Annotated in this window: 8 protein-coding genes; 7 read left to right on the top strand and 1 reads right to left on the bottom strand. The window is 38.8% G+C overall.

Annotated features, from left to right (window positions below; translation table 11 throughout):
- Nucleotides 1-142 precede the first annotated feature (142 nt).
- The 3 genes from HMPREF8578_RS10855 to HMPREF8578_RS10845 all read left to right on the top strand — a co-directional run bounded on the left by HMPREF8578_RS10855 (nt 143) and on the right by HMPREF8578_RS10845 (nt 7791).
- Nucleotides 143-2884, top strand: a complete 2742-nt coding sequence (locus HMPREF8578_RS10855) for a SpaA isopeptide-forming pilin-related protein (protein WP_002893376.1) — start codon at nt 143-145, stop codon at nt 2882-2884.
- A 593-nt stretch (nt 2885-3477) separates the two neighbouring features.
- Complete coding sequence (locus tag HMPREF8578_RS10850; protein WP_000791204.1) at nt 3478-6843, top strand: Cna B-type domain-containing protein; 3366 nt, start codon at nt 3478-3480, stop codon at nt 6841-6843.
- Nucleotides 6844-7050: 207 nt separating this feature from the next.
- Complete coding sequence (locus HMPREF8578_RS10845; protein ID WP_000573475.1) at nt 7051-7791, top strand: class I SAM-dependent methyltransferase; 741 nt, start codon at nt 7051-7053, stop codon at nt 7789-7791.
- Nucleotides 7792-7871: 80 nt separating this feature from the next.
- Here HMPREF8578_RS10845 and HMPREF8578_RS10840 read toward each other — a convergent pair whose 3' ends face one another.
- Nucleotides 7872-8231, bottom strand: coding sequence for a DUF3397 domain-containing protein (locus tag HMPREF8578_RS10840; protein ID WP_000525394.1), 360 nt, complete (start codon nt 8229-8231; stop codon nt 7872-7874).
- Nucleotides 8232-8322: 91 nt separating this feature from the next.
- On the opposite strand from HMPREF8578_RS10840, the gene mnmL reads away from it, so the two are divergent.
- From mnmL to HMPREF8578_RS10820, 4 genes are read left to right on the top strand one after another with little or no spacing between them, the layout of a single operon-like run.
- Entirely contained in the window at nt 8323-9279 is a 957-nt protein-coding gene (mnmL, locus tag HMPREF8578_RS10835; protein WP_000867016.1) for a tRNA modification radical SAM protein MnmL/YtqA, read from the top strand.
- The gene (mnmM, locus tag HMPREF8578_RS10830) at nt 9263-9820 is read left to right on the top strand and encodes a tRNA 5-(aminomethyl)-2-thiouridylate-methyltransferase MnmM (RefSeq protein ID WP_000828423.1); all 558 of its coding nucleotides are present in this window, start codon (nt 9263-9265) and stop codon (nt 9818-9820) included. The genes mnmL and mnmM overlap by 17 nt, the downstream gene beginning before the upstream one ends.
- A complete protein-coding gene (locus HMPREF8578_RS10825; protein WP_000361100.1) occupies nt 9813-10067 on the top strand; it encodes a hypothetical protein in 255 nt (84 codons plus the stop codon). The genes mnmM and HMPREF8578_RS10825 overlap by 8 nt, the downstream gene beginning before the upstream one ends.
- 11 nt (nt 10068-10078) lie before the next feature.
- Nucleotides 10079-12133 (top strand): cation:proton antiporter, encoded by a 2055-nt coding sequence (locus tag HMPREF8578_RS10820; protein ID WP_000421611.1) that lies wholly within the window; start codon nt 10079-10081, stop codon nt 12131-12133.
- The last annotated feature ends 12 nt before the right edge of the window (nt 12134-12145 follow it).

Below are 12145 nucleotides of genomic sequence, written 5' to 3'. Positions count from 1 at the left end.
AAATAGTATGATAAAATATGAAAGTAATGTAGCTATCAATTTTTACTTGAAAAAGGGAAATGGTGATTAGTTGGGGACAATCAATTAGTTTACAATTACATTGTACATTTACAATTGAATATTATTAAGAAAGGAAGATTAAATGAACAAGAAAATAAGATCTTGGATTCAGATCCTTATTCTTTGTTTGGGAGTTATTCTCCAATCATTTGCCCCTCTGACGCAAGTACATGCGACAGAGTATAATGATGTTATCACTAGCGTTGGAGTACAAAGCAATTCTGGCGAAGCTTTAACGCAGGGGTTGGATATTTGGCAAGATTTCCGTCTTACTGCAGATTTTGTTTTGCCAGATAATACAGTACATGAAAATGATACTACTACACTCCAATTACCATCTGAAATTACTTTTGCTAATTCGTCAGATATTGAACTTCGGGATGCCTCTAATAACCTTGTTGCTACTGGTCGTTTAGATGCAGCTAGCAAAACAATTACTCTCACTTATACAAAATTTGTTGAGAATAATTCTGGTGTTCGAGGTAAATTCTTCGTCTATGTCCGCGTGGATCATGATGTCGTTTCAGAAGAAAAAGACGTTGATGTTAACATTACAGTAGGCCATAGAGTTCTATTTGCAGGGAAAATCCGTTATAACGGCCCTCCAGGGAAATACGACTCTAAAATTGAAAAGAGTTCCTTCCAATACAAGGACGACGAGAAAAATGTAATCCGTTATAACATTACTGTAAACCGAAATATGGCGAACTACAGTGATGTTACTATCAAAGATGCATTTTCATCTCCAAATATGACATTCCTACCAGATACTTTTCGTATTTACAAAGTAGATTGGAGTTGGAATAACGGAGACTGGAAATGGACTAATGCTCAGGATATGACCGAAACCTTTAAAAATCAATTAGTGGTAAATCCAAATGGTGACGGTTTTACTCTCCCACTTGGGGATGCTAATGGCTTTGGTTATATGATTGAATATCGAGCTAAAGCTAATTACGATCTTGTTGATGGTGAGGAAATTACGAACGTAGCTAACATGAGTTACAATGGTAGTGAGAATGAGCAATCAACTAGTACACGTGTCTACCAGCTTGCAGGTGGTGTTGCGGAAGGATATGTTTTTACTATTAAAATTCATAAGGTAGATGAAGCTGGCCAACCTTTGCAAGGTGCAGTTTTTGAAGTGATTCGTGATCGTAACCAAGCTGTTGTTGGACGATTGACAACAGATTCTGATGGTAACGCTAGTGTAGGCAAATTGTTGCGAGACAACTATACAATTCGTGAAGTAACTGCTCCTCTTGGCTATGACAAATTAACTGAAGATATTAAAATTTCTCCAGATGAATTTGGTTCTGACAAATCTGTAGAACGTCGAATTGAAAATAAAAAGACACCTCCGAAGACACCAACTGAGAAAGAGATTACTTTCAAAAAGGTGGATCCAAATGGGAAAGAAATCCCAGGTGCGGAACTGAAAATCTATAGTGGAGATACAGTCAATCTTGAAGAGGCACCTGTTGCAGACTGGACTACTGTAGCTGACACTTCTAAAGTGATTAAGCTGGCACCAGGTACCTACACTCTAAGAGAGTTCGATGCTCCAGAGGGATATCAAATTGTAGGAGATATTACTTTTACTGTTAATACTGATGGTTCTATCACTATAAAGAATAAGGGAGCTGATGACACTGTTCTTGCAGCTGGTCCAGTTCTGACTATCACTGACAAAGAAGATACAACTCCAAAAGAAATTACCTTCAGTAAAGTCAATCTTGGAGGAAATGAAATCGCTGGTGCACAGATTAAGATCTACAAGGGCGAAAAAGCTGAAGGTACAGCCGTAGAAAGCTGGACTTCAACTGACCAACCTAAGCAACTGAATCTTGAACCAGGCATCTACACCTTCCATGAGGAAGCAGCCCCAACTGGTTACCTCAAAGTAACGGATATCACTTTCCAAGTTAAACCTAACGGTACTGTTGAAGTGACAAAAGTAGGTGAAAAAGATTCTAAAGGTGAAGACAATCGTGTTGTAGCCCAAAATTCAACTCTGACAGTTACTGATAAAGATGACGATGTAGCTCGTAAAATCACGTTCAGTAAAATTAGTCTTGGTGGGGTTGAAATCGCAGGAGCACAAATCAAGATCTACAAGGGCGATAAGGCAGAAGGTACAGCTGTAGAAAGCTGGACTTCAGAAGCTGGTAAGTCTAAAGACTTGAACTTGGCACCAGGTACTTACACCTTCCATGAGGAAGCAGCTCCAACAGGTTACCTCAAAGTAACGGACATCACTTTCCAAGTCAAACTTGATGGCACAGTGGAAGTGACAAACGTTGGTGAGAAAGACTCTAAGGGTGAAGAAAACAAAGTTGCCACAAACGGTTCAACTGTAACTGTAACTGATAAAGACGATGACCTTCCACGTAAGATTACCTTTAGCAAGGTAAATCTAGCGGGTGAAGAAATCGCGGGCGCAAAAATCCAAATTTTCCGTGGAGAAAAAGTTGCAGGTAATCCTGTGGCTGAATGGACTTCAAAAGCCAAACAATCACATGTACTTGATTTGACTCCGGGAGTATATACTTTCCATGAAGAAGCCGCTCCAACTGGATACTTAGCAGTAACAGATATTACATTCCAAGTTAACTACGACGGAACTGTAACAGTGGTAAATGCTAGTGGAAATCAGGTTGAGTTCAAGGATGGTAAGTTAGTAGTAACGGACCAAACTGAACCAGAAAATCCTAACCTACCAAACACTGGAAGCGAATCTGGACAAGCTGCATTAGCAGCAGGTTTAGCTCTTCTAGCTTTAGGTGCAGGTCTTGTAGCAACTAAACGAAGAAAAGAAGACTAATCTCATTTAGTAGCCAATAAGTACAGTAAAGAAAGATCAGGGATAACCCCCTGGTCTTTTTTCTATGATTCAGAATAATGAAATATGCTAAATTAAACTATTTATCAGTATGGTGTATGACTATTGATAGATTTCTTCTGAGTTTTACTTATATAAAATAGTTTGGATAATTATTAAGGTGTATCAAACTTATAAATAAATGGAATGTTTTGTGCAATGTTTCTTTCTGTTTGTTTAAAAGAGAAGTTGTTCGTATGTGAACACTATACTTAAAGAAACTTCAGTGTGATGAAAGAATTAGTTTTTATGGAAGTAATTTTACACTGTGTCAATATTTTCAAAAGGCAATAACCTCATAATATTACAAAAAAAGTTAATTTTGTTTTATAATGAAACTAAAGGAGGTTTCTATATTAAAAATAGAACAAATATGATAAATATTGCACTCACATATAGTTATGAAACATGTTAATATGATGTAACTTATTCAATAACCCTCATGGATTTCAACGAATTCGAAAGGAGATGAGTGTTGAGATTTTATAATCATAGTTTGTCGTTTTAATGTTTTCGGTAATTTAGAAAGGAAGATTATGAAGAACAAGAAATTTTGGTTACCCATCCTAACTTCTCTGGCCTGTTTGCTAGGGATAATCTTTGCTCCAAATTCAGTTCAAGCAAAGGAACTGAAGAACGTTATCAGTAATATTGGAATTTGGGAGGTTGATAATGGTAAGTTTATAAAACCAGATGCGAATGGTGTTTATACACTTTCTCCTGAACATCATAACTACTCAAATTATAAATTCACTGTTGATTACGATTTGAGTGCCTATGATGGTAAATTAGAGGACGGTGATACCTTTACCTTTACTGTTCCGAGCCCTTTAACTGTTAGAAATGAAACTTTTGATTTAAAAGATAAGGAAACAGATCTCGTTATCGGGGAAACTCAAATTGTATCAAATGGGGATAATAATGGTGGTAAGGTAACTATTACATTAAAGAATCTGAAAGCTTACCTTGAGAAAAAAGGTGGCTATCAAGTCCAAAACGTTAAAGGAAATTTCTTTGTTGGTTTTAGTTCTAAAAATGAATTAAGCAATGAAACGCTCCGTTTTGATAAGACGGAAACTATAAATGAAATTACCCATCAAATTAAGGTCAAAAAAGGGGAAGCCTCTGATTATTCTGAAGGAATTGGACGTGCTAATTTCAGTAAGTATCATGGTCTGATTTACAAAGAGGATTGGACATCTAGTGCTCTAAATAAGAGTGGACAATATTTACACAGTTGGTATGTTCGAGCTAATCCTAAACAAGCTGCCTATAACAAAATTGAAATTCATGACTGGGTTGACCCAAATGCCTCACCGATGCAGATGATTCCTGAAACATTTAAAGTTACGGCAGGTTGGTACGATAAATCTTATTACTTTAAAGATGAGGTGGTTTTAGAAGCTGGTAAAGATTACCAAGTTAGTTGGAATGAGTCATATACCGATTTTACTTTAACAATTAACAATGCTTCTTCAATTGTTGCTAAGAACGGGAAACCTGCAGCATTTCGAATTAATTACAAAACAAGTGCTCCAGCGGATGGTACGCAAGTCCAAAACAATGCTGAAATGAAGGGTGATGACCAGATTCTTACATATGACGACTATAGTAGTAAGACAGTCGTTAAGCAAATCGGAAACTCAGTAGTTGCTTCAGGCGGTACAATTCAGTTAGAAACTGGTTACCGTATCATTCTTTACAAGGTCGACGAGCTGACTCATGACCGTCTAAAAGGAGCAAAATTCAAGATTACTCCTCCGGCAGGAGCTACGGCTAAAGAGGAAATTGTAACGACAAATGATGACGGAATTGCTGAATCATCTATTTACTCAGAGAGTGATATCAAGAAAGGGAACTTTACGGTAACCGAGATTGAGGCTCCTGAGGGATATGAGTTGAATCCTACTCCATTTGAGATGACTGTTGGACAAGATGGAGCTATCAAAACAGTTACAAATAAACGTAGCAAAGCTAAAGTTAAGATTAAGGCTAATAAAAAACTTACAGGACGTGAGTTGAAGGCTGAAGAGTTTGAATTCACTTTAACAGACCAAGATGGTAAGGTGAAAGAAACTGTGAAGAATGACAAAGACGGAAACATTGCTTTCTCAGAATTGGAATTCGACAAAGCAGGGACTTATACCTTTAAAATTGCTGAAAAAGCTGGCAGTGATACAAGCATCAAGTACGACACTAAAACTATCACGGCTACAGTTACTGTAGTAGATAAGGGCAAAGGTGCACTTGAAGCAACTGTTTCTTACGATGATGAAAAAGCTTTTGAGAATACTTACACTCCAGCAAAAACGGAAGTTCCTGTGAAGAAAGTATGGAAGGACGAGAACAACCAAGACGGTAAACGTCCAACTTCTGTCACAGTTAAATTGCTTGCGGATGGTCAAGATACTGGTAAGACACTTGAGCTCAATGCCGCAAACGGTTGGACTGGAAGCTTCACAAACCTTGATGCTGATAAAGGCGGAACACCTATTCAGTACACTGTAGTAGAAGTAACTGTTGCTGGTTATACTTCTGAAATTACTGGTGATGCTGCATCAGGATTCACCATCACAAATAGCTATTCACCAGAAACAGTTGATGTAAAAGCAACTAAGAACTGGGATGACGCTAATAACCAAGACGGCAAACGTCCGACTAAGATTACAATCAATCTTTTAGCAGACGGTGAGAAAGTAGCATCGAAAGAGGTTCAAGCAGCCGCAGACGGAACTTGGACTGCTACATTCGAAAAATTAGCAAAATATAAAGCTGGTAAAGAAATTAAATACACTGTAACAGAAGAAGCCGTAGCAGAATACGAAGCGACTATTACAGACTTTACCATCACAAACAAATATGCTCCTAAAGAAATTGACTACAAGGTAACAAAAGTATGGAATGATGCGAACAACCAAGACGGTAAACGTCCTGAGTCCGTAACGGTTCAACTTTATAAAAAAGTAGGAAATGCAGATCCAGTAGCCGTTGAAGGTAAGAAATTGACCTTGACAGCTAAGGATAAGACAGACGCTAACACTTGGGTAGCATCCTTCACAAATCTTCCACAATACGAAGCTGGTAAAGAAATCACTTACTCAATCAAGGAAGTGGATGTACCAGCTGGTTACGAAGCCTCTGTGACTGGTCAAGTAGTGACAAACACCTATAACCCAGAAACAGTTGTTCTTTCAGGAACTAAGGTGTGGAAAGATAACAACAACCAAGACGGCAAACGTACAAGATCTGTGAAAGTTCAAATTCTTAAAAACGATAAAGAAGTTGTTCAAGAAATTGAAGTTTCAGAAAAAACTGGCTGGAAGTTCGAATCTAAAAAACTTCCTAAGTATGAAAATGGTAAAGAAATCAAGTACACTGTCAAAGAAACTGCTATGACAGAATACAAAGCAACCATCACTACAGATAAGGATGGCAAGTACACCATTACCAACGAACATACTCCAGAGAAAACAGCTGTAAAAGGTCATAAGATCTGGAAAGATGAAGATAACAAAGATGGCATCCGTCCAGCATCTATCACCGTAAAACTTCTTGCAGATGGTAAGGAAACTGGTCAGACAGCTACAGTGTCAGAAACAAGTGGCTGGACTTATGAGTTTACAGGTCTTGATCGTTATCGAGAAGGTAAGGAGATTACCTACACTGTTGAAGAAGTGAATGTTCCAGATGGTTATACAGCTTCAGTAGAAGGTTACAACATTACAAATACACACACTCCTGAAAAACCAACACCTGGCAAACCAAATGAACCAGGTAAACCTAAAAAAGGTGGGGAATTGCCTAATACAGGAAGCGAGTCTAACCAAGTGGCTCTAGCAGCTGGAATCGCCCTTCTTGGATTGGGAACAGGATTCTTGGCAAGACGCAAAAAAGAAGATTAAGTTTTTTAAACGGTATCTTTCACGAAATTTTGCAACACAGTTTAAAAGTGAAAACAAGTGTCAATGGAAATTGGCACTTGTTTTTTTTGTAACTAACCCTGGTTCTACTACCAGATACAAGTGGATAGTTGCCACTTACTAAAAAGCTATTGTTTTTGCGATGAATTCCACTATAATAGGTGACAAATAGAAAAGGAGATGTTGCATATGATTGAAACAAGATTACAAGATAAATTGAAGCCAGGTTTGGAGGTAGAAAATTTTCAAAAAGATGGGGCTATCTATCTATCTCTTAATCCAGATTATTTATCTGGAGATAATGCTAAATACATGACCATGTATAACCGTATGGCTCGCTGGTACGATATGAGTGAGAAATGGATAGGACCACTTCTCCACGGCAAGGCGATTGATAAGTTGAGAAGGGATCTGATGGGAGAAATCGAATGGAAAGATAATTTATCTGTTCTTTATGTCTCTATCGGGACTGGTCAAGACCTCCGTTATATCCCTGAGACAATTGACCTGAAAAGTTTAGACTTTGTAGGGGTAGATATTTCTATCAGTATGCTAGAAAAATGCCAGAAATCTTGCGCCAACAAGACCAATCTGCAACTTTTCCATGCTTGCGCGGAGGATCTACCCTTTGCGGATAATAGTTTTGACATTGTCTACCATATTGGCGGAATCAATTTTTTCAATGATAAGGCCAAGGCTATGCAGGAAATGCTACGAGTGGCGAAGCCAGGGACTAAGATTTTAATTGCAGATGAGACGGCTGACTATGTGGATCAGCAATATAAGAAAAATCATTTTAGTAAGGATTATTTTAAAGATGCTACTGTTGATTTGAGTGAAATTGAGAATGCTGTTCCAAGCGAAGTTAAGGAAAAGGAAATGAAACTTCTTTGGGATGGAAAATTCTACGCCTTAACATTTAGGAAATAAAAAAAGTATCTTGGTCGAGCTTAGAAAGTAAGTATGAAGATAAAAATATTCCCTTAGACAGCTGTCTGAGGGAATGTTTTTTATGGGAGCATCATCAATTCAACAATCATAGCAATGTAGATAATTAAGGTAAGGAGAAAACCGGCTCTCCAGAAGAATTTGATGAATTTAGGGTAATAAAAACTTCGTTTTTTGACAAGGAAAAAGACTACAAGGAGGATTGCTAGGAGAGAAAGAGCAACACCGAGTCGCGGTAGAAAGTTGTGGGTAAAGGCTTTAGCAGTGATCAGATAGTACTCAAATACCAAAAGTGGAAAAGCTAGATCCGCGAAATTAAATCCTATTTTCCTAAGTCCGAAAAGCTTGGTGACAATAAAGCAAACCACCAAGGTTAATATCAATAATAAAATAGATGCTATTTTCATTAAAATCATACCCATATTGTATCATAAAAAAACGCTAAAGGAAATGAGAAACAAGGGAATTTGTAGGAAAGTCAGGCTTTTGAGATTGTAGGTGTTTTTTGTTATAATGAAAGTTATGAAATCTTATAATACCTTGAATGATTATTATCGAAAACTTTTTGGAGAGAAGACTTTCAAAGTTCCTATCGATGCGGGATTTGACTGTCCAAATCGGGATGGAACTGTAGCTCATGGGGGCTGTACTTTTTGTACGGTTTCAGGTTCTGGAGATGCCATCGTGGCACCGGATGCCCCTATTCGTGAGCAGTTTTATAAGGAAATTGACTTTATGCACCGCAAATGGCCAGATGTTAAAAAATATCTAGTTTATTTCCAAAACTTTACCAACACCCATGAAAAGGTGGAAGTGATTCGAGAACGTTACGAGCAGGCTATAAATGAGCCAGGTGTAGTAGGAATCAATATCGGAACGCGCCCAGACTGTTTACCCGATGAAACCATCGAATATTTGGCTGCGTTGTCGGAACGCATGCATGTGACGGTAGAATTGGGCTTACAGACTACTTTTGAAGCAACCTCTGACCTGATTAACCGTGCCCATTCTTATGAATTGTATGTTGAAACTGTAAAACGCTTGAGAAAATATCCCAAGATTGAAATTGTTTCCCATCTGATCAACGGTCTTCCTGGGGAAACCCATGAGATGATGGTTGAAAATGTCCGTCGCTGTGTTACGGATAATGATATTCAAGGAATTAAACTGCACTTGCTTCACCTCATGACCAATACGCGCATGCAGCGAGATTACCACGAAGGACGCTTGCAACTGATGAGTCAGGATGAGTATGTCAAGGTCATTTGTGACCAACTAGAAATCATTCCGAAGCATATCGTCATCCATCGAATTACAGGAGATGCACCTAGAGATATGCTGATTGGTCCTATGTGGAGCCTCAATAAATGGGAAGTGCTAAATGCTATTGAAACTGAGATGAGACGCCGCGGAAGTGTGCAAGGATGCAAGGCTGTAAAACAGGAGTTTAAAAATGAAAAGACCACTTGAGATGGCACATGATTTTTTGGCTGAGGTTGTGACAAAAGAGGATATCGTAGTGGATGCGACCATGGGCAATGGCCATGATACCCTTTTTCTAGCCAAGTTAGCCAAGCAAGTCTATGCCTTTGATATCCAGGAGCAGGCTTTGGAGAAAACCCAAGAGCGTTTGGATCAGGCTGGAATGACAAATGCCCAGTTAATCTTGCAAGGTCATGAGACACTTAATCAATTTGTTACAGAAGCTAAGGCAGGGATTTTTAATCTTGGTTATTTACCTTCTGCTGACAAATCCGTCATCACTCAACCTCAGACTACTATCGAAGCATTAGAGAAACTGTGTCATTTGCTTGTCAAAGGGGGACGGATTGCGATCATGATCTACTATGGTCATGAAGGAGGAGATACTGAGAGGGATGCTGTATTGGAGTTTGTTAGCCAGTTGAACCAACAAGAGTATACAGCTGCCATTTATCGGACTCTCAACCAAGTTAATAATCCACCGTTTTTAGTTATGATTGAAAAATTAGAAAGGTATAGACATGGATAAACAATACCTTCGTGAGAAGCTTGAGACAATGCGCCAAAATTTTGTCGAGTCAACGCATCACGAGCGAGCAGTCGGCGTGCTCGACGAAGCACATATGAGCAAGAAAATGCTTAAAATCAAGAAGAAATTAGTGGCTCTTGAAATGGAACGATGCCAGAAAAAAATTGAGCACAAAGACTGTTCTAAGATTGATCAGAAAATCCAAGAGCAAAAGGAGATTTTTGAATCTTGTTGTAAAAAAGATTAAGGAGGAATTGTGTGGAATTACTCATTTACTTGATTCTATTTTTATTTGTCTTAATCATTTCAACCACGACCAATAAACTTCTCCCTTTTTTACCCCTTCCTCTTGTGCAAATCCTTTTGGGGATTGGGATTGGTTTATTTGTTCCAGATGCGGACTTTCATCTCAATACAGAGCTGTTTCTAGCCATGGTTATTGGTCCCTTACTTTTCCGGGAGGCAGAAGAAGCGGATATTACGTCCATTTTGAAGCACTGGCGGATTGTCGTCTTTCTGATCTTTCCTGTGATTTTTATCTCGACCTTAAGCTTGGGGGGCATGGCTCACTTCCTTTGGATGACTCTTCCTTTAGCTGCCTGTTTAGCAGTTGGAGCGGCACTTGGGCCAACAGATTTGGTTGCCTTCGCATCTCTTTCTGAACGTTTTCGTTTTCCAAAACGGGTTTCCAATATCCTAAAAGGGGAAGGACTTTTAAATGACGCTTCTGGTTTGGTTGCCTTTCAGATGGCTCTGGCTGCTTGGACAACAGGAACCTTTTCTTTCAGCCAAGCTGGAACTTCCCTAGCGTTTTCTATCCTTGGTGGTTTTGTAGTCGGTTTTGTGACGGCTATGATCAATCGTTTTTTGCATACCTTTTTATTAAGTGTGCGAGCGATAGATATAGCCAGTGAACTATTGCTAGAGCTAAGTTTGCCACTCATGACCTTTTTTATCGCAGAAGAGTTTCATGTTTCAGGGATTATCGCAGTAGTGGTTGCAGGTATTTTGAAGGCCAGTCGCTTTAAGAAAATTACGCTCCTTGAGGCTCAGGTAGACACCGTGACGGAGACCGTCTGGCACACCGTGACCTTTATGCTAAATGGATCAGTCTTTGTTCTCTTGGGAATGGAATTAGAATTGATTGCAGAGCCGATTTTGTCTAATTCTCTCTACAATCCCCTTCTTTTACTGCTTTCAGTTGTCGTTCTGACCTTCTTGCTTTTTGCGATCCGCTTTGTCATGATTGCTGGTTTTTACTTTGTGAGGACGCGTCGACTTAAGAAAAAAATTCATAAGTACATGAAAGATATGCTTCTTTTGACTTTCTCTGGTGTCAAAGGGACAGTATCTATCGCGACCATTCTCCTCATACCAAGTCATTTGGAGCAGGAATATCCTCTGTTACTCTTCCTTGTAGCAGGCGTTACACTGTTGAGCTTTTTAACAGGTTTACTAGTCCTCCCTCACTTATCTGAGGAACAAGAGGAAAGCAAGGACCATTTGATGCATATTGCGATTTTGAATGATGTAGCTGCAGAATTAGAAAAAGAACTGGACCATCACAAGAACAAACTTCCTCTTTATGCAGCTATTGATAATTATCATGGTCGGATTGAAAACCTCATCCTTAGTCTGGAAAATAAGAGAGTCCAAGAGGACTGGGAGTCCCTCAAGCTTCTTATCTTGAGTATTGAGAGTGACGGTTTGGAGCAAGCCTACGAAGAAAATAGAATCAGTGAGCGTGGCTATCGAGTTTACCAACGTTACCTAAAAAACATGGAGCAGAGTATCAATCGAAATTTCGCTTCTAGAGTGACTTATTACTTCCTAGTTTCCTTACGGATACTTCGCTTTCTACTCCATGAAATGTTTACCTTTGGCAAAACTTTCCGTAGTTGGATGTATGAAGAATCTCGTAAACTACTAGCAGTTGACTATGATCAGATTTCAGAGTTGTATTTGGAAAATACAGAGCTGATTATCGAGAGTTTGGAAAACCTCAAAGGGGTTTATAAGAGTTCTCTGATTAGCTTTATGCAAGAGTCTCGTCTACGCGAGACGGCCATTATTGGAAGTGGTGCCTTTGTTGAGCGGGTTATCAATCGCATCAAACCAAACAATATCGATGAAATGCTACGAGGCTACTATCTCGAACGTAAGGCAATCTTTGAATATGAAGAAGCTAAACTGATAACAGCCAAGTATGCCAAAAAACTACGACAAAATGTGAATAATTTAGAAAATTATTCTCTGAAAGAAGCCGCAAATACTTTACCTTATGATATGCTAGATTTAATTAGAAGAACTTAGATGATGAAGAAA

This window comes from Streptococcus oralis ATCC 49296, from assembly GCF_000185265.1.
Classification (GTDB): Bacteria; Bacillota; Bacilli; order Lactobacillales; family Streptococcaceae; genus Streptococcus; species Streptococcus oralis_BC.
Note: the sequence above shows the minus strand (reverse complement) of the source record. Positions and strands in the feature narration are given on the sequence as shown.

Bases quoted from the DNA above. Each gene is read 5' to 3' on its own strand.
- HMPREF8578_RS10855 (WP_002893376.1), top strand. From the start codon at position 143: ATGAACAAGAAAATAAGATCTTGGATTCAGATCCTTATTCTTTGTTTG.
- HMPREF8578_RS10850 (WP_000791204.1), top strand. From the start codon at position 3,478: ATGAAGAACAAGAAATTTTGGTTACCCATCCTAACTTCTCTGGCCTGT.
- HMPREF8578_RS10845 (WP_000573475.1), top strand. From the start codon at position 7,051: ATGATTGAAACAAGATTACAAGATAAATTGAAGCCAGGTTTGGAGGTA.
- HMPREF8578_RS10840 (WP_000525394.1), bottom strand. From the start codon at position 8,231: ATGGGTATGATTTTAATGAAAATAGCATCTATTTTATTATTGATATTA.
- mnmL (WP_000867016.1), top strand. From the start codon at position 8,323: ATGAAAGTTATGAAATCTTATAATACCTTGAATGATTATTATCGAAAA.
- mnmM (WP_000828423.1), top strand. From the start codon at position 9,263: ATGAAAAGACCACTTGAGATGGCACATGATTTTTTGGCTGAGGTTGTG.
- HMPREF8578_RS10825 (WP_000361100.1), top strand. From the start codon at position 9,813: ATGGATAAACAATACCTTCGTGAGAAGCTTGAGACAATGCGCCAAAAT.